This is a genomic window from Deinococcus betulae (genome assembly GCF_020166395.1).
GTDB classification, from domain to species: Bacteria; Deinococcota; Deinococci; order Deinococcales; family Deinococcaceae; genus Deinococcus; species Deinococcus betulae.
In genome coordinates, this window is the sequence record NZ_JAIQXU010000032.1 from 19,816 (window position 1) to 37,884 (window position 18,069).

Annotated in this window: 17 protein-coding genes; 8 read left to right on the forward strand and 9 right to left on the reverse strand. The window is 67.8% G+C overall.

Annotation, left to right across the window (positions count from 1 at the left end):
* Positions 1-229 precede the first annotated feature (229 nt).
* The 3 genes from K7W42_RS18995 to K7W42_RS19005 all read right to left on the reverse strand — a co-directional run bounded on the left by K7W42_RS18995 (position 230) and on the right by K7W42_RS19005 (position 3,618).
* Positions 230-1,222, reverse strand: a complete 993-nt coding sequence (locus K7W42_RS18995) for a CAP domain-containing protein (RefSeq protein WP_224576650.1) — start codon at positions 1,220-1,222, stop codon at positions 230-232.
* Positions 1,223-1,825: 603 nt separating this feature from the next.
* A complete protein-coding gene (locus K7W42_RS19000) occupies positions 1,826-3,073 on the reverse strand; it encodes a sensor histidine kinase (protein WP_224576651.1) in 1,248 nt (415 codons plus the stop codon).
* Positions 3,070-3,618 (reverse strand): hypothetical protein, encoded by a 549-nt coding sequence (locus K7W42_RS19005; RefSeq protein WP_224576652.1) that lies wholly within the window; start codon positions 3,616-3,618, stop codon positions 3,070-3,072. The genes K7W42_RS19000 and K7W42_RS19005 overlap by 4 nt, the downstream gene beginning before the upstream one ends.
* 201 nt (positions 3,619-3,819) lie before the next feature.
* On the opposite strand from K7W42_RS19005, the gene K7W42_RS19010 reads away from it, so the two are divergent.
* The 5 genes from K7W42_RS19010 to K7W42_RS19030 all read left to right on the forward strand — a co-directional run bounded on the left by K7W42_RS19010 (position 3,820) and on the right by K7W42_RS19030 (position 10,947).
* A complete protein-coding gene (locus tag K7W42_RS19010) occupies positions 3,820-4,731 on the forward strand; it encodes a DUF4384 domain-containing protein (RefSeq protein ID WP_157458602.1) in 912 nt (303 codons plus the stop codon).
* Between the two features lie 156 nt (positions 4,732-4,887).
* The gene (locus K7W42_RS19015; protein WP_224576653.1) at positions 4,888-6,858 is read left to right on the forward strand and encodes an alpha-amylase family glycosyl hydrolase; all 1,971 of its coding nucleotides are present in this window, start codon (positions 4,888-4,890) and stop codon (positions 6,856-6,858) included.
* A 468-nt stretch (positions 6,859-7,326) separates the two neighbouring features.
* On the forward strand, positions 7,327-8,466 hold the full coding sequence (gene pdhA, locus K7W42_RS19020; RefSeq protein ID WP_224576654.1) for a pyruvate dehydrogenase (acetyl-transferring) E1 component subunit alpha: 1,140 nt from the start codon (positions 7,327-7,329) through the stop codon (positions 8,464-8,466).
* Positions 8,463-9,464, forward strand: coding sequence for an alpha-ketoacid dehydrogenase subunit beta (locus K7W42_RS19025; RefSeq protein WP_224576655.1), 1,002 nt, complete (start codon positions 8,463-8,465; stop codon positions 9,462-9,464). The genes pdhA and K7W42_RS19025 overlap by 4 nt, the downstream gene beginning before the upstream one ends.
* Positions 9,465-9,714: 250 nt before the next feature.
* Entirely contained in the window at positions 9,715-10,947 is a 1,233-nt protein-coding gene (locus K7W42_RS19030; RefSeq protein ID WP_224576657.1) for a tetratricopeptide repeat protein, read from the forward strand.
* An 85-nt stretch (positions 10,948-11,032) separates the two neighbouring features.
* Here K7W42_RS19030 and K7W42_RS19035 read toward each other — a convergent pair whose 3' ends face one another.
* The 4 genes from K7W42_RS19035 to rpmH form a co-directional block, all read right to left on the reverse strand.
* Entirely contained in the window at positions 11,033-12,676 is a 1,644-nt protein-coding gene (locus tag K7W42_RS19035; RefSeq protein ID WP_224576659.1) for a YidC/Oxa1 family membrane protein insertase, read from the reverse strand.
* A complete protein-coding gene (gene yidD, locus K7W42_RS19040; RefSeq protein WP_224576661.1) occupies positions 12,673-12,918 on the reverse strand; it encodes a membrane protein insertion efficiency factor YidD in 246 nt (81 codons plus the stop codon). Before yidD ends, K7W42_RS19035 begins: the two co-directional genes overlap by 4 nt.
* Positions 12,915-13,352, reverse strand: coding sequence for a ribonuclease P protein component (gene rnpA, locus K7W42_RS19045; protein ID WP_439648872.1), 438 nt, complete (start codon positions 13,350-13,352; stop codon positions 12,915-12,917). The genes yidD and rnpA overlap by 4 nt, the downstream gene beginning before the upstream one ends.
* Before the next feature lie 76 nt (positions 13,353-13,428).
* Positions 13,429-13,572, reverse strand: coding sequence for a 50S ribosomal protein L34 (rpmH, locus tag K7W42_RS19050; RefSeq protein ID WP_157458609.1), 144 nt, complete (start codon positions 13,570-13,572; stop codon positions 13,429-13,431).
* A gap of 356 nt (positions 13,573-13,928) precedes the next feature.
* Between rpmH and K7W42_RS19055 the strand changes: the two genes are divergently transcribed.
* Positions 13,929-14,309 carry a ComEA family DNA-binding protein gene (locus K7W42_RS19055; protein ID WP_224576663.1) on the forward strand — a complete coding sequence of 127 codons (381 nt, stop codon included), beginning with the start codon at positions 13,929-13,931 and terminating at the stop codon, positions 14,307-14,309.
* 140 nt (positions 14,310-14,449) lie between these two features.
* Entirely contained in the window at positions 14,450-16,534 is a 2,085-nt protein-coding gene (locus tag K7W42_RS19060) for a DNA internalization-related competence protein ComEC/Rec2 (protein ID WP_224576665.1), read from the forward strand.
* 19 nt (positions 16,535-16,553) lie between these two features.
* On the opposite strand, the gene K7W42_RS19065 is transcribed toward K7W42_RS19060, so the two are convergent.
* Both K7W42_RS19065 and K7W42_RS19070 read right to left on the reverse strand, forming a co-directional pair.
* A complete protein-coding gene (locus K7W42_RS19065; RefSeq protein WP_224576666.1) occupies positions 16,554-17,003 on the reverse strand; it encodes an NUDIX domain-containing protein in 450 nt (149 codons plus the stop codon).
* Positions 17,000-17,458 (reverse strand): NUDIX domain-containing protein, encoded by a 459-nt coding sequence (locus tag K7W42_RS19070; protein WP_224576668.1) that lies wholly within the window; start codon positions 17,456-17,458, stop codon positions 17,000-17,002. Before K7W42_RS19070 ends, K7W42_RS19065 begins: the two co-directional genes overlap by 4 nt.
* Before the next feature lie 49 nt (positions 17,459-17,507).
* Here K7W42_RS19070 and K7W42_RS19075 point away from each other — a divergent pair, with 49 nt between their 5' ends.
* On the forward strand, positions 17,508-17,966 hold the full coding sequence (locus K7W42_RS19075) for a hypothetical protein (RefSeq protein ID WP_224576670.1): 459 nt from the start codon (positions 17,508-17,510) through the stop codon (positions 17,964-17,966).
* Positions 17,967-18,069: the final 103 nt, after the last annotated feature.

The following is an 18,069-nucleotide window of genomic DNA, read 5'->3' on the forward strand; positions in this document are numbered from 1 at the left end:
TGCTGACGAGTGGCGGCCGAAGACAGGGAGGGGAAGTGAAATTCAGGGATGGGCCGTACTCCCCAGGGTGCAAGTGGCTGCCGCTGTGATATCGGTCCTTCACACTATCCGCAGCGGATAGGCACCTTCAGCAACACCACTTCGCCCGCCACCTGGAGATAGAGCGCCGCTTGATAAGCCGACGTGCCTCAGCGCCGCCGAGTTTCAGCGCTGGGGTCTGTCCAGCGCTCTACAGCCGGACAAACACCTGGGTCCAGTAGCGGGTGTAGGTGGTGCCGGGCCGGTTGACATAACTCAGGCCAATCAGGGTGAAGTCGCCCATGATGTTGCGGCAGTGCCCTGGACTTTTCAGCCAGCCCTGCACCACCTCGGCCGGAGTCTGCTGACCGGCGGCGATGTTCTCGGCCACCGTGGTGGGGGTCAGGCCAGCTGCCTGAACCCGGCGCAGGGGCGTACTGCCGTCAAAGCCACTGGTATGGTCAAAGTAGCTGTACAGCGACATGCCCGCCGACTGGGCCTGAGCCGCCACCGTTAGGGTGGGGTCCAGTTTCAGGGGCGGCAGGGCGGGGCCGCCAGGGCGCTGCGACGCGCAGTTCCAGCCCTGGGCGCGCGCCTGGTTGGTCAGGCGCAGCACCTCAGCGTCGTAAGGGGCGCTGGTGGTCCAGGGGGCCACGGTGATGTTCAGGCGGTGCTCGGCCGTGCGGCCATCGCTGGTGGCAGCGCGCACCGTGGCGGCGTAGGTGCCGTTGGGCAGCCGGTTCGCCGCCGTGCCTACCTCACGGCCACCCAGCAGCAGGGTCGGGCGGGCCGGCGTATACAGCACGCTGCCCTCGGCACTCAGGCGCACCTCGCCGGGGGTGGGTTGCAGCACGGTCAGGGCGGCGCGCTCAGGGCCGGCGCTGAGCACCGGCAGGCTGGCCTCGGCGCGGCTGACCACGCGGCCCTGGGCGTCCAGCAAAGCCGCTTGAAGGCGGTAGGTGCCAGGCCGGTAATAGATGTGGTCGGCGGCCGGACCACTGGCGACTGCACCGTCCCCGAAGGTCCACTGCACGGTGTAGCCGGCAGGCGCTGACGCCTGAAAGGTTACCCGCAGCGGCGCCTGACGCTCGGCGCTGGCGCTATAACCAATGCGGAAGAACCCATCCTGGGCGTGGCCAGAGTCCAGGGCAGCCGAGCCGCCCAGCAGAGCCAGAGTAGACAGCAGGCGGCGGGCAGAGGTCACGCCCGCAGGGTAGGGCAGCGCTGCACGCCGCGCTGTAAGCGACTCGGGATTGTCAGGTGTAGATCAGCAGGCGGCGGGCAGGGGTGCTGTGTGCGATGGACGCAGACTCTCTTGGGGCACATACGGTGGGGCCGACTCGACCTCTCCAATGGCGCAACCCCTGGAGAATAGGTGCTGGGGATGGCGTGAGACCGTCTGTTCTTTCCGGATGTGGAGACGAAACCGGCCAAGGCCAGATCAGACGGACGCCGACCCCACCGCCTGCAACAACGTTTCAAGCTGAGCGACTTGGGAGCGAAGTAGGTTCTGGGCGTATCCCCTTACATGGTGTGCAAACGAAATCAGGTATGTCGAAGTCACCGGACAAGCGCACGAGTAGAGCGGCGCCAACTCGCTGAGCAAGCCAGAGGACAGACGGGACAACGAAGATCCTGATAAGGGTCCACCACGTCCCAGAGTCCCGTCCAAAAGCGTTGAATCCCACTGGAGCGCAGCGAAGAACACCCTGCTCACCGCCTTCCTGGCAAGGGCCTTACACAACCATACGGGGCTTTTCGCTCGCAAAGGGCTGCACCTGAGAACATTCCTGCAGACTGCTCTCAGTCAGGAGGAAGGCGCCGAGACCTCACTGGCTGGCGCGGGCTGTCCGAATGTCAGGGTCAGCAGCAGCCCGCCGCCGGCCGCTTGGGTCATGCTGATGTCGCCGCCGTGGGCACGGGCGTAGCGGCGCACCAGGGGCAGTCCAAGTCCCTGTCCCGCAGTCAGGCCGCGTGGACCGCGCTCGTAGGGCAAAAACACGCGGGCGCGTTCTTCTGGACCCATGCCGGCGCCAAAGTCGCGCACCCGAATGCGGGGCGCCCCGGCGTGGACATCCAGTGTGACTTCCACATGGCTGTCGGTGTATTTCAGGGCGTTTTCAATCAGGTTTTCCAGCATCTGCCGCACGCGCCCAGGGTCCACAGCCCACACCACCGGGTCTGGCGGATTGAGCACTTGCACCCGCGCCGATGCAAAGCGGTCAGTCAACTCGCGCAGGTCGCGGCGCTGGGGCCGCAGGGTCACGTCCAAATACAGGTCGTTCAGGCGCGTCAGGTCGGCGCGGCTGGCCAGCTGCCCGGCGCTGTCTTCAATCATGGCCAGCAGGTGCTGGCGCTCCTCGGGGGTCTGGGCCTGACGCAGCAGGTCGCTGGCCAGCATCAGCGCTTGGAGCGGGCGGCGCAGTTCGTGGCTGGCCAGGCTCAGGGCCTCGCGCTGCCGGGCCTCGCGGCGCTCGACGCGCAGGCGCTCACCCCGCCACAGCAGCAGCGCGCGCAGAATCAGCAGCACGCTGACCAGCCCCGACAGCAGCGCGGCCACGCCCAGCGTGCGGCGCAGGTCACTGAGGGCCTGGGCCGAGCGCAGCCCCAGTTCCCGGCTGTATTCGGCGGCGGCGCTGTTCAGGGCCAGACTTTCGGCCACCGCCTGCGCCACACTGGCGTCGGTGTCTAGCCGTAGGGCGCGCTCGACCACACCCAGCCGCGCCTCGCCCTGCCGCTCGATCTCGGCCAGCAGCACGAACTGCTGGGGATTCTGGGCACTGGACAGGGCGATGTCGCGCAGCAGGGTGCGGCGGGCCGGACGTTCCTGCGGATTCAGGCGCGCCACCTGATACTGCAACACGTCCTGCGCCAGCCCCTGATAGGCGTGGGGTTTCCAGCCGCCGCCGGTCTGAATCAGGGCGTCGTACGCGGGGCGCGTGACCACCACCAGCAGGCCCAAGCTCAGCAGCGCGGGCAGCAGCGCCAGCCCCAGTTCGCGGGCCAGGCGGCGGCGCGTCACCCCCGGCGGCACTGCCCGGCGCAGCGCACTCACGGCGCCGGGGCCAGGCGTTCGGCGTACCACACCCACGCGGCCGAGTACCCCGTGCTGTAAAACCGCGCTGGCTCTGGCGGCAGCACCACCGTCAGGGGCCCTTTCTCAAGAGTCGAGATGGCGTGGCCGTCGGCGCGGTAGGCCAGCATCACCGGAAACTGCAGGTAGTCGCTGGCGCGAATGGTCGCCGCAAAGCCGTTGGTGGCCGACACCCGCACGTCCTGTCCAGCAAAACCGCCCCGCGCCGCCAGGTCACGCAGCGGCACCCCCTCATAGACAAAGCGGCGCCCCAGCTGCGGGTGCAGGGTGGCGTAGCGCACGGTGGGCATGGCCTGAAGCTGCCGCACTGTGAGCTTGAGGAGACCGCGCGCCGTCTCAATGGTCAGCGCGGTGGCTTCACCTGGGCGGGGCTTGGGCGCCGCCTGGGCGAGCCGCACATAGGGAAATGGGGCCGCGCGCAGCTGAACGGTCACCGCACCGGCCAGCCCCAGCAGAGCGGCGCTCAGAAGGACTGCCTGAGAAAGACGCAGCTTGACCGGCAACACGCGCGCAGTCTACCAACCGGGCCGGGCGCAAAAAGGCCTGAGGCCACACGGCTGAGGCCAGTCGTCGCCCGGCTGCTCCGGTCCCAGTCCAGCTACCACATGAGGCCCCGCCCTCACACATGAGCAGGATATAAGCGGGCGCTCCGGCTGACTGGAGTGTGGCGTCAGGCCCAGGTCACTTAGCGGGCGCAGGGTAGAGCCATGAAAGTCATCCTTCCCCTGACCCTCCTCACGGCGGCCCTGGGCTGCAGCGCCCTGGCGGCGCCGACCCTCAGTGCCCAGAGCATCATCGTCAATCCGGCGCCCACCAGCCTGAGCGTCAAGGTTTGGACCGACCGTGACACCAGCGGCGCGGCCACACCCAACTACGCGCCCGGCGAGAAGATTCGGCTGTTTACCCAGGTCAACCAGGACGCCTACGTCTACCTCTTTAATGTGGACCCCAGCGGCCAGGTGGACCTGATTCTGCCCAACCGCTTTCAGGGCGGCGCCAACTTTCTGAAAGCCAATGCTGTCAAGGTGTTTCCGGCGGCGGGCGACCCCTTTACCTTTGACATCGCGGCGCCGTACGGCGTGAACAAGGTGCTGGCGCTCGCCAGTCTGAAGCCTCTGAACCTGGACCAGATTGCGACCTTCAAGAGCCAGCAGAACAGCTTTGCGGACGTGAATGTCAAGGGCCAGCAGGGCCTGGCCCAGGCGCTGAGCATCGTGGTCAATCCCGCGCCTCAGAACAGCTGGATCACCGATACCGCCTCTTATAACGTGGCCGCCCGCGCCAGCGCCGCGCAGCTGAAGACCACGCCCACCTCACCTGTGGCGGCGGCCCCCGCACCCACGACCTCGGCGCCTCGCACCGCGCAGGCCCTGTCGGTCACCGTCGGGCCCTGGGGAAATGCCCGCGAGTGGTCCACGACGGTAGACGGCCGCGCTGACCTCAAAGCCCAGCATGACCAGTACGCCGCCAAGCTGAAGGCCGAGGGCTACACCCTGGTCAAGACCAGCAGCAAACCCAGTGAAATCAAGAGTGAGTTCCGTAAGGGCAGCAGCAAGGCCGAGCTGACGGTCAAGCGCAAGGGCAATCGCCTGGAAATCAAGGTCGAGCGCAGTTCGTAAAACACGGCGCAGCTCAGAGGGGGGTCATCCGGCAGGGTGACCCCCCTCCCCCTTGAGGTCTGAAGCCGCGTTATCGCTTATGATTTCGGGGCACCACAAATTCACGCACCCACTCCGCAGCCGTGCGGGGTGTTCTGTGTGCTGGAGGTTTCAACTGTGAAACGTTCTGCCTTTTGGGGGGTCGTCTCGTCGGCCCTGCTGCTGTCTGCCTGTACTCAAACCCCAGCGCCTAGCCCTGCCCCATCTGGAACCGTTTCCAAAGATGCTGCGCTCACCGGCCAGGCCATCAGCGGCGCGAATATAGACGCCTGGCGGCAGCAGGTGATCTATCTCGTGTTGCCGGACCGTTTCTTTAATGGAAACTCTTCCAATGACACCCTGGGCGCGGCCAACTGCTTAGACCGCACCAGCGCTACCAAGTTTCACGGGGGCGACCTGGCCGGACTGCGCGCCAAGCTGCCCTACATCCGCGACCTGGGGGCCAGCGCCGTCTGGACCACCCCGGTCTACAAGCAAGTCGGGCTGGTCAATGGCAATTCGTGCGGTTATCACGGCTACTGGCCCGACTATGCCAACCCCAACGACACCGCCCTGGACCCCAAATTTGGCACTGGCGCCGAGTTGACCGGCCTAATTAACGACCTCAAGGCCGGCGGGCAAAAGTACATCATGGACATGGTCGTCAACCACGCCGGCTACGGCGCGCGCATTGCCTCGCAGCAGCCCGGCTGGTTTCACGGGAACTGCAGTGGGGACGAGATTGTCTGCCCGTTGGCGGGCCTGCCCGACTTCCGGCAAGAGGACAGCGCGGTGGCCACCTACCTGACCAACCTCTCCAAGAGCTGGGCGGCCACCTACGCCGTGGACGGGATTCGGATGGACACCGTCAAGCACGTGCCCAACAGCTACTGGCAGAACTCGTGGGTACCGGGGGTGCTGGCCACCCGTCCCAATACCTTCTTGCTGGGCGAGGCGTTCCTGTCGGGGAGTGCGTCGCAGCTCAAGCCTTTCCTGGACGCTGGATTCGATTCCACCTTCAACTTCCCGCTGCGTCAGGCCCTGGTGGACGGCGTCGGCAAAGCCGGCAGCCTGGACCGGGTGGCCGCCAGCATGAGCGACACCCTGGGCACCCTGGGCCTGGACCGCACGCTGCTGCAAGTGAACCTGCTGGACAACCACGACGTGCCGCGCTTCGTGAACGAGCCGGGCGCAGGCGTGGCCGAAGCCGACATCCGGGCCCGCTACCAGAACGCCCTGGGCCTGCTGATGACGCTGCCGGGCATTCCGCAGCTGTACTACGGCAACGAACTGGGCATGTACGGCGGCTCCGACCCCGACAACCGCCGCGACATGCCGACCTGGGCCTGGACCGACAGTGGCCGGAACGCCGCGCAGGCCAACTTCGTGGCGGGCGGCGGCACCCCCAAAACCACCTACGACCTGACCAAAAAACTGATCGGGATTCGCACGGCCAATGCGGCACTTTGGAAAGGCAATTACGCCGAACTGTGGCGCCCCAACGGCGGCCAGAACGTCTACGCCTTCTACCGGGGCAGCGGCGCCAACCGCTTTGTGGTGGTGGTCAATACTTCAGGCAGCAGCGCGGCGGTCAACTTGGACCTGGCTGGCAACAGCGGCATCAGCGCCGCCGACAAGAGCGCGCTGACGAACGGCACGGTCTTTAACGACCTGCTGGCCGAAGGTGCGCCGGCCAGCGCCACGGTGACGGCGGGCAAGCTGCCGGTCACGCTGGGGGCAGGCAAGATGGGCATCTACCGCGCTGGGGCGTCTGGCACGGGCGGCGGGGGCACGGCCGTGCCGGTCACTTTTCAGGTCACAGCCAGCACCTACTTCGGCCAGGACGTCTATCTACTGGGCGACCGAAGCGAACTGGGCGCCTGGAACACCGCCAGCGCCCTGGCCCTGACCCCTAGCAACTGCAGCGGCAGCACCTGCACCTGGAAAACCACGGTCAGCCTGCCGCCCAGTGCCGCCTTGCAGTTCAAGTTCGTCAAGAAGCCCGGCGACAGCGGCGCCAGCGTCACCTGGGAGGGCGGCAGCAACCGCACATACACCGTGCCGGCCTCGGGCACAGGCACGGTCAACGGCGGCAGCTGGAGGCCGTAAGGGGGTTGCAGAACGTGATGTATAGGGGGTAGAGAACTGCTGTTCTCATAAGCCGTTCTTACTCTTCCTTTGTGCAGAGGCTGGATTCAGAGAGCTTTCCAGCAGGAGGAAGCCAGGACAGATTCTCTCCTCAGGCTACCTACCTGACCTCCTGACCGGAAGAACAACCCGTTAACCTCAAGCGCTCCTTCTCCTCCCCCGTCCCCATTCAACAAACGAGCGTTTGGTCCCTCTGCCTCCCGGCTGCTACGCTGGGAGGCATCCATCTTGCGGGGCTGACCGCCCGCAACCCAGTGTCCTGTCATGCCTGAGCCTCTGCCCTGCCCCCTGCCCGGTGCGCGCCGACTGTTAAACCAGCGCCGCGCGCCCTGACGGCGCTTTTTGAGCAAGCAGGGCGCGGGGTCACTGCGCCTCAGCTGCCTGCTTCTGGCCTGCTTCCGGTTCATTCCCCCTCAAGGAGCCTTCCGCATGACTTCACCCAAATCTGTTCCCACCGCGCCGGAATCAGGCGAGACCGACCGCGCCTTCCAGGCCGCGCAGGCCGCCTACGACGCGGCCCAGCAGGATGACCGTATGGTGCAAATCGTGGCGCCCGACGGCAGCGTGCTTCGCCCCGACCTGCTGCCCGCCCCCGAGATTCGTCTTGAGCTGTACCGCCAGATGCGCCGCGCCCGCCACTTTGATGAGCGCGGCTGGGTGCTGTACCGCCAGGGCCGCCTGGGCGTCTTTCCGCCGTTTGGCGGCATGGAAGCCAGTCAGGTGGGCACCGCCGCCGCGCTGACCAAGAACGACTGGCTGTTTCCCACCTACCGCGACACCGGCGCGGCCCTGACCCTGGGCCTGCCGATTGCGCGCACGCTGGCCTACTGGCGCACCTCGCCGCACGGCTGGCACATGCCCGCCGACCTGAAGGTGCTGCCCTTTTACATCCCGATTGCCACCCAGTACCCGCAGGCGGTGGGCGCCGCCCTGGCCGAGCGCCGCAAAGGCACCCGCAACGTGGCGATGGCCTTTATTGGCGACGGTGGCAGCAGCGAAGGTGACTTTCACGAGGCCCTAAATTTTGCTGGCGCCCTGAACGCGCCGTGCGTCTTTATCCTCCAGAACAACGGCTGGGCCATCTCGGTGCCCACGCGCACCCAGACCAAGGCCACCGACCTCTCGCGCCGCGCCGACGGCTACGGCATTCCCGGCGTGCGGGTGGACGGCAACGACGCTCTGGCGACCTACCACGTTACTGCCGAGGCTGTGGCGCGCGCCCGAAACGGCGAAGGCCCCACCCTGATTGAAACCGTGACCTACCGCGTCAAGCCGCACACCGTGGCCGACGACCCCAGCCGCTACCGCACCGAAGCCGAGTTGGAAGGCTGGGACGCCAAGGACCCCGTGCTGCGCCTGCGCACTCACCTGCTGAACGAAGGCCTACTGACCGAGGAGAGCGAGGCCGCGCTGCTGGCCGAGGTGGCCGCCGAGTTCGAGGCGGCGCTGCAGGAAGCCGACAGCTACCCCGAGCCAACACCAGCCGAGATTCTGGACCATGTGTTTGCCGAACCCACCCCGCAACTCCAGAAACAGCGCGAGCAGATTCTCGCGGAGGACGCCCAATGACGGCCACTGCCACGAACACCAAGACCATGACGATGGTGGCCGCCATCAACGACGCGCTGGACCTTGCCCTCAGTGCCGATGAGGCTGTACATATCTTCGGCGAGGACGTGGGCGTGATGGGGGGCGTCTTCCGCGCCACCGATGGCCTTCAGGCCAAACACGGCGTGGAGCGCGTCTTTGATACCCCCCTGGCCGAAGCGGCCATTGTGGGCATGGGCATTGGCATGGGCCTGGCGGGCCTGAAACCCATTGCCGAGATTCAATTTGCGGGCTTTCTCTACCCGGCGCTGGACCAGATTCTGTCGCACCTGGGCCGTTTCCGGCACCGCACCCGCAGCCGCTACCACCTGCCGATGGTGATCCGCGCGCCCTACGGCGGCGGCGTGCATACCCCCGAGCAGCACGCCGACAGCCCCGAGGCCATCCTGGCCCACACGCCGGGCGTCAAGGTCGTGATTCCCAGCACCCCCGCCGACGCCAAGGGCCTGCTGCTGAGCGCCATCAACGACCCCGACCCGGTGTTCTTCTTTGAGGCCATTAAGCTCTACCGCAGCGTCAAGGAAGAGGTGCCGGTAGGCGACTACCGCGTCCCCCTGGGCAAAGCGCGCGTGGCGACGGAAGGCGACGACGTGACGGTCATCTGTTACGGCGGCATGGTTGAGGTGGCGCAGAAGGCTGCCGCCGCCGCCAAGAACGCGGGGATTGGGGTTGAAGTCATTGACTTGCGCACCCTGGTCCCGATGGACACCGAAACCGTCCTGGCCAGCGTGGCCAAGACCGGCCGCGCCGTGGTCGTCACCGAGGCGCCCCGCACTGCCGGATTTCACAGCGAAATCAGCGCCGTGATTGCCGAAGAGGCCATTGAATACCTGCGCGCGCCGATTGTACGCGTGACCGGCTTTGACGCCCCGTATCCGCCATTCACCGCTGTAGAGGACGTCTACCGCCCCAACCCGGTGCGTGTGGCGAAGGCCATCAAGCAGGTCATGGCGTACTAAAAAGCGGGGAGTGGGTTGTGGGAAGTAGGGGGTGGGAACAGCCTTCAGGGCACGGGTGAGGCCCTGGCCATTTACTCTGGCCCCACCACCGCTCCACGCCCGAGGTCTTCAGGGTTCACCATCTCCTTCAAAGCCAGAAATCCAGGGGACGAGCCAACTCAATGTGGCTCGCCCTTTTCCTTCCCAAACGGCGACCTTGGCCACGTTTGTACCTCAGCGCGGCATCATGAAGGGCACGGACCATAAGGGGATGCGTCTTCCTGTCCTGCTGCTGACCGCTGGCCTTCTGGTGGGGGCCGGCGCTTTTGGCGTGAGCCGCTGGCAGGCTGACAAGACCCGGCCCGTGCCAGCAGCGCAAACGGTAGTTCCACCAGTCACCCCGGCGGCGCCGGTTCCCCCAACTATTGAAGCCCAGCCCGAGGTCACGGTCGACCCAGAACCGGCCGCTGAACCCGCCCCGACCCCCAAGCCTGACCCGGTGCCTATGCCCAAGCCAGCACCACCGCCAGCTGTCCTTCTGCCGGCCCACGCCAGCGTCAGCGGTATCCGCCACGAATACCAGCGGCTGAACAACTGCGGGCCCGTGACCATCGGCATGGCCCTGAGCCGTTGGGGCAGCACGCTGACCCAGTACGACATCGCTCCGAGGCTCAAGCCCAGCAAGGGGGACGTGAATACCTCGCCGGACGAACTGGCCGCTTACGCCCGCTCGCAGGGCATGGACGTGCACCTCGCCCGTGGGGGCGACCGCACGATGCTGCGTACCCTTCTGGCGGCCGGCTTTCCGGTCATCGTGGAGACGTGGTTCATCACCCACGACTCGGGCGGCATGGGGCATTACCGCCTCCTGACCGGCTACGACGACGCCGCGCAGACCTACAGCGCCCTGGATTCCTACCTGGGACCGCTGAAGATGGACTACGCCAAATTTGACGCCCTGTGGCGTTCGTTTGGCCGCACCTTTCTGGTGGTGTCGGCCCCGGCCAAAGCGGAGCAGGTGCGGGCCCTGCTGGGCCAGCGCGCCGACCCGGCCGCCGCCAGAGCCGAGACCCTGCGCGTCGCCCAGGCCGAGGCCACCCGCCTGGGCGACGCCGTGGCGTACCTGAATCTAGGCGAGGCCAAGCTGGCGCTGGGCGATTCGCAGGGCGCGGCCCGCGCCTTTGATCAGGCGCTGGCGGCCCACCCCGACCCGGCCCTGGACCCCACGCGCCCCGGTTGGGTGCAGGGAGGCCTGGCCTGGCGGGCGCTGTGGTACATCTTCGGACCGTTCGAGGCGTTTACGCGCACGGGCCAGTACGACAAGGTGCTGGCGCTGACGGGGGCGGTGCTCCGCTCGGTCCCCACGCACGAGGAAGCGCACTACTGGCGGGCGCGGGCCCTGGCAGGCTTGGGCCGCACCGCGCAGGCCCAGGCCGCCTACCGCGAAGCGCTGCGCCTGCGCCCTGGCTACGCCGCCGCCCAGCAGGAACTGGCCCGGCTGTAGACCAGAACTGCCAGAGCCAGTTACAGCCCGAGACAAGAAAGCCCCCGCCTGACCAACACAGGCGGGGGCCTCTTCACTGACCACTTTATTTTTTCGGTGCGTCAATCACCTTGGTGGTCTTTGGCGTGTTCGTGGGCCGGGCACCCGACTTCTCGACCCTCTGGCCGATGGTGGCGGTTTCCCGCTCTACCTGCTTGTTAATCAGCACCTGCTGAACGATGCCAATCAGGGTGGACAGAATGATGTAAATCGTCACGCCTGCCGGGAAGGTCAGGGCGAAGTACAGGAAAATCAGGTAGATAAACGCCTGCTGCCGGAACATGTCGGGCGTCTTGCGCGTCATCACGTACAGCTGTCCGATGTTGACCACCAGATACACCAGAGCCAGCAGGTAAAAGGGGTCGGGAATCGCCAGGTCAGGCAGCCACAGGAACCCGCTGTCGAACTCGAAGTTGCGGATTGTGGACCACAGCGCAATCAGCACCGGAAAGGGAATGAACGTGGAGAGGCAGCCGGCGGGGTTGAAGTTGTAGTCGCGGTACAGCTGCTGCATCTCGGTCTGCATGGCGCGCTGCGAGTCCAGGTCCTTGCGCTCTTTGTACTTCTCCTGAATCTCCTTGATCTTGGGCTGCATGACCTGCATCCGGGCGGTCGTGCGGCCCTGCGCCTGCATCAGCGGCCACATCACGGCGCGCAGCAGCACCGTCAGGATGACCAGCACCAGACCCCAGTTCCCGATCAGGCCGTACAGCCACTCCATGAACTTGACGATATAGAGGCTGATCTGCCCGAAGAAGTTGGGCTTAAAGAGGCCTGGCAGGCTGGTATAGCCGCTCTGGTACAGGTGAATCAGTTCGTTGCGGCCGCCGTAAATTTCCAGGGTGCTGGTGGCCGGAACGCTGGCGGTAATCAGGCTCTGGGCGCCGCCTGCCAGCGTCACATTTACCGCCTGAGAAGCGTCAGCTGGCGCAGAAGCCGGGGTGGCGGTGCTGCTGGCGTCGCCGGCCTGGGGCCGCAGAATCAGCGCGTGGGCCACCTGGCTGGGGTTTTCCTGAAGGGCCGCATACTGAATATTCTCGACCGACAGCTTCCCACTGCCCTGCACGGCGGCTGGCTGGGCGCTGCCCACGGTCAGGGCCTGCACCCGCGGGTCCCCTGCCTTGCCCAGACCGGGGAACAGCAGGTTCACACGCTCAGGGCCGCCCGCGACCTCGGTGCGGACATCCACCTTGAAGTTCCGGGGGTGCAGCGTGACCGTCTTGGTCACGGTCGCGCCGCCCTGGGTGTAGCGGAACACCGCGTCCTGGCGGTTGGCCTTGAGGTCGGTGGTCAGGCCCGTGGGGGCAGTGACCTCGGCGGCGGCGGCCGGATTCAGGCCACCGGCCGCCTGCACGGCCAGCGCCTTGCGGCCCGCCACCAGATTGACGATGCCTTTCTGGTCACGCAGCGCGGAAAAGTCGTAGGTGCCGTCGGCACTCCGCTTGATGTACGGCGTCCCGGCGTAGTTCTTGACGTACCAGCCAATCACCTCGCCCCGGCCGTTAAACACCACGTCCTGCAGGTTGCTGGTGGCGATGTACTCGTCACCCGGCAGACCGTCGAAGTTGGTGGTGATCCATTCAGGGGTGATGGCCTTGCCGAAGGTCGGCAGGGGGCCGGTGGTGCTGCACCCGGTCAGGAGCAGCGCGCCGCCCAGGGCGGCAAGAGACAGCAGATGTCGGGTCTTCATGGGGTCTGGGGTGGCCTCTTGGGAAAATGGTCGGGCACCGGGTCGGCGCCGCCCGGCACGAAGGGATTACAGCGCGCGATGCGCCACGCGGCCAGCCAGCTGCCCTTAACGGCGCCGTGCCGTTCCAGGGCCTGCACGGCGTATTCCGAGCAGGTGGGCGTAAAGCGGCAGGTGGGCGCCGGCTTGCGCGGCGACAGGTGCCGCTGGTAGGCGCGCACCGCCCGCACCAGCCCGCGCTTCACGCGGGGCCGCCGGGCGTCACAGGAGGGGAAGGCACAGGGGCAGGTACGCCGCTGGCGCTTCCTGGGTTCCCGCCGCCCTTGCTCCGGCGGCTGGGCGCACGGGCCAGCGCGCGGGCCAGCGCCTGTTGCAACTCGCCAAACGGCACCTTCAGGACCGCCGGACCGGGCATCAGGATGGCGCGGCAGGCCGGCAGGCCGCCCGGCAGGGTGCGCAGGGCTTCCCGCACGCGGCGCCGGGCACGGTTGCGGTCCACGGCGCGCTTCAGGGTCTTTTTGGGCACCACGATGCCAATCACGGCGCCTGGGCGCCAGGGCTGCCCGTGGCGGGGCCGGTACTCGGTGACGCGCAGGGTAAACAGCGGGTCACGGACCACGGCGCCGTGGGCACGCACCTTGCGAAATTCGCGGTCCCCCCGCAATGAATCCAGCGCCACCGGACGGCGGGGCCGTGCCTGCGTGGCGCTGGAGGTGGGGGACTGCGAAATGGTGGCCGCTCCCGGTAAAGGGGGCTTACTCGTCCGCGACGGTGAGCTGGTGGCGGCCCTTGGCGCGGCGGCGCGCCAGGATGTTGCGGCCGGCCTTGGTTTTCATGCGGGCGCGGAAGCCGTGGGTCTTGGCCCGCTTGCGGACGTTGGGCTGGTAGGTACGCTTCATGGTGCTTCTCCTTGACCACTCGCGGAGCGGGTGCACGGCTCTTCTCAGAACAGAGTCGGCGGCGTCACGCGAGAGCGCCCCCCTGGGGAGGCAAACTCCGGAAGTGTAGCATGCCGCAGCAGAGGCGGCCAAGAGGCTGGGCCGTCCTCAGCGGTTGGCGCTTCCTGTCAGCTCAAGGCCGGCACTCAGCGCGTCAGGCCCAAAAGGACGCGAGGCTTTCCATGTGCGGGCTGGGCTGCAAAGCGCCTGAGCGCAGAGCAACTCGGCCTCCTCAGGCCAGAGAGGTCAACACACGCCCACGCCCCGCCTCCACATCTGCGGCAACAGCTGGAATCCCTCTTCTCTAAGCTGACCGCATGTCCAGTCCCTTCCTGCCCTGGTCGCTGCCTCTGGCGGCCGGGGTGCTGCTCACGGCGGCCCTGAGCCTGGGGCCCGTGCTGCTGCCGCGTCCACAAGCGCCAACGGTCACGCGCACGTCCCTGCCGCCCGTGACCGCGCCGCAGAGCACCGAGCCGCCCACCTACCCCACCACCGCCAGCGTTCAGCCGCTGATTTCGGGCCGGGTCAATCTGAACACGGCGTCGCCAGAGCAGTTAGAAGCCCTGCCCAAAGTGGGGCCAGCACTGGCGGGGCGCATTCTGGCCGGGCGGCCCTACCGGTCGCTGGCCGACCTGGACGCCGTGAAAGGCATCGGGCCAGCGGCCCTGAAAGCCCTAACGCCCCTGGTGACGTTCTGAGCGGGGCCACCCTGCCGGCCGCAGCGCGGCCCAGCACCAGCGCGCCGGCCCGCGCCGGCCGACTGGCCTGGCCGCTGCCGGCCCTGCTGGGCGCCATCGGCGGCATTCTGCTGGCCCTGGGCCACGGCTGGGGCGCGGCGGTGCTGGGCCTGGGCGCGGGGCTGGCGGTCTGGGACGCCCGCCCACTGCTGGCAGGGCTGGCGCTGGTGGGCGGCGCGGCCGGATGGTGGGCCGCCACCACAGCCCTGAACCGTCCCGAGCCCCTGACACCCTGGCTGGGGGCGCAGGTCACGCTGCGCGGCGAGTGGGACGGCCAGTTTCTGACCTTGCAGGCGCCGCGCGCCCGCGTGGCGCTGGCGCCCAAACCCACCCAGGGACCGGGGCAGCTGGAGGTGGCTGGCCGACTGGTGATCCCCGAGGGCCGCCGCACGCCCGGCGGCTTTGACCAGGCGGCGTGGCTGCGCTCTCAGGGCGGCCTGTTCGTGCCCGCACCCGGCGCGGTGCTGGTGGCGGCCAGGGTGCAGCGGCACGTCCCGGAAGGCGGCCTGCGCGGCTGGTTTCGCCGGGGGCTGACGGCAGGCCTCTCGGGGCAGCAGGCCGCGCTGATGCAGGCGGTGGAACTGGGCGACCGGGGCGACATCGGCCGCGAGAGCTTTGGAGACGGTACAGAAGTCAGGGACGCCTTTAACCGTGCGGGGCTGGCGCACCTGATGGCGCTGTCGGGACAGAACGTCGCCCTGATTACCGGCGTGCTGGTCTGGCTGCTGATTCGCGCGGGCGCCGCTCCTGCGTGGCGTTACGGTCTGCCCGCCGCGCTGCTGGCGCCCTACCTGCTGCTGCTGGTGCAGCCGTCGCCCAGCATCACGCGGGCGGTCATCATGGGCGCGGCGGTGCTGCTGGGCCTGACCGCCGGGCGCGGACGGCCCGACCCCCTGGCCCTGATCTCGCTGGCGGCGCTGGCCTGCCTGCTGCTGTTTCCGCTGTGGCTACTGGACGTGGGCTTTCAGCTGTCGTTTCTAGCGGTGCTGGCCCTGACCCAGACCGAGCGCGTGGCCGCCCGCCTGCCCGCGCGCTGGCCCCGCTGGCTGAAACTGGCGCTGGTCGCCACGGTTCTGGCCGAGCTGGGCACCCTGCCAGTGGTGGCCGGCACCTTTGGGCAGATTCCGGTGGTGGGCCTGCCCGCCAATCTAGTAGCCGGGGCCATCATGGCGGCGCTGGTGCCACTAGGCTTTCTGGCCGGTCTGCTGGGGCCGCTGGCCGCGCCCGTCAACCTGCTGACAGGACCTCTGGCCTCGGCGCTGCTGGCGGTGGCCGAAACCTTTGGCCGCGCGCCCGTGCTGACCTGGGGCAGCATCGGCGCGGCGGGGGTGGTGGCTTACGCAACCGCACTGGGGGCCGGCTGGCTGTGGCTGATGAACCGCGTCCGGCTGGAGGTGGCGCTGGGCACTGTCCTTGCGGGCCTGCTGCTGACCGCCCTACCGGGCTGGCTGGCCCCGGCGCGCGAGGTGGTGTATCTGGATGTCGGGCAGGGCGACAGCACCCTGATTCGCCTGCCGGGCCTGACCATGCTGATTGACGCGGGCGGTTCGGTGGGCAGCGACTACGATGTGGGCGGCCGCACCGTTGTGCCGGCCCTGCGGGCACTGGGAGTCCGCAAGATTGACGTGCTGGTCGCTTCGCACGCCGATACCGACCATATCGAAGGGGTGCCGGCCGTGCTGCGCGCCCTGCCGGTGGGCGAGCTGTGGATTGGGCACCACAAACGCGGCGACCCTGTGCTGGACGCCGTGCTGGCCGAAGCCCAGGCCCAGGGCGTCCCCGTGCGCGAGGTGCGGCGCGGGGACCGCGTGCAGGCGGCGGGCGCGGCCCTGACGGTGTTGTGGCCAGCCGGGCAGGGCTGGCACCCCGAAGACAACGAGAACAGCGTGGCCCTGACCCTGGAATCGGGCGCCTGGCGCGCGGCGTTTCTGGGCGACCTGAACCAGCAGGGCGAGGTGCTGGCCAGCCCCGGCAACCTGGATGTCCTCAAAGCGCCCCACCACGGCAGCCGCTACTCCACCGGCGAGGCGCTGCTGGCCCAGGCCACCCCCGCCGACACCGTGCTGAGCGTGGGACGCAATACCTACGGCCACCCTCACCCCGACGTGCTGGCGCGGCTGGCACAGGCCCAGTCCAGGGTGTGGCGCACCGATCAGGTGGGGACCATTCGGTGGGCGATTCCGTAGGGCAGGAAAGAAGAATCGATTAGAAAAGGGAGCGCAGGCCGTCCCAGCCGTCGACCAGTTCCGTGAAGCGGGCAGCGCCGTGCAGGTGGGCATCAAGAACACTGGGGAGCCACGGCAGCACATCGGGGGGCAGGCGGTCTGGGGCAAACCAGGCCACCTCAGAGGTTTTGTCCAGAGGCCGAGCTTCCCCTGCCCAGGTCCGGGCCAGGAAAAACACGTCCAGGCCCTGCGTACCGTCCAGGTCGTAGCGGCAGGCGCCCAGGCAGGTCAGGGCGTCTGGGTGAACCACCAAGCCCACCTCTTCCAGCGTCTCGCGGGCTGCCGTCTGGGCCAGACCCTCGCCCCGTTCCACCCGCCCGCCCGGCAGCCCCCAGAGGCCGTGGGCATACGAGGACCCGTCGCGGCGGCCCAGCAAGAGGCGCCCGGCCCCGTCCTGCACCGCCAGCCACGCCACCAGCTGAAAGCTCATGCCAGGCCACCCAGCGCGCGTACCTGGCGCACGTCCCGCAACTGTTCTGTAACGGGCACGCCCCACGCCAGGTGGGCCTCCAGAACGGCGGGCAGCCAGGGCAGGCACTTCGATGGGAGCGCCGACGGCAGAACCCAGGCAACGGCCGAGGTCTTGTGCAGCGGCTGTGGCTCACCTGTCCACTGGCGAGCCAGAAAGAGAAAATCGGTGCCCTGCGCGCCGTCCACCTCGTAACGGCGCACGCCCAGGACCGACAGGACCTGCGGGTGCAGCGTCAGCCCAGTTTCTTCCCGGACCTCGCGCGCCGCCGCTTCGGGGAGGCCCTCGCCGGGTTCGACCTGCCCGCCTGGCAGCCCCCACAGCCCGTGCCCGTACACTGACCCGTCTCGCCGCCCCAGCAGCACGCGGCCCCCAGCGTCTTGAAGCACTGTCCACACCAGCAGATTGCGCATCATGCCTCAGGGTGACACGCCAGACGCGCCCTTCTGGCCTAGCATCAGGGCAATGAGCTGCATTCTGCGCGTCTACGGCTACTTTGATGTGACCGCTTTTCTGGCCGAAACCGCGTTTGCCTCACATTGGGTGTGGCGGGAAGGCGACCTGCTGGGGCGCCCACCCCGTCCTGTAGGAGACTCTGGCTTTCTGCTGGCAACCAGTCAGGCCGAATTTGACCAGCCAGGCCAACAAATTGAGGATACCATCCTTTTCCTAGAGACGCACCACGCCAGCCTGCTGGCCCTGCACCAGCGGCTGACAGCCACAGACCCCACGCTGAACCATAGCGACATGGAACTGGACTTTGGGATCGAGGACCGCGTCGGCATGCTGGACGAAAAGGGCCGTGAGATCGTGCACCAGTCTGACCATTTTCCGGCGGCACTGATTCGGCTGGCGGGTGAGGTAGGCCTCAGCCTGAGCGTCTCCCGTTACCCCCGAACGCTGCCGGAAGACGAAGACCTCTGACGCCTGACAGGAGCCGCCCGCTCTGCCCTGGGGAGACGGCACAGCCCTCACTTCCGTTGACACCGCAGGCTATGCCCCCCCCTCTGCTCTCTCTGCTGCGCAG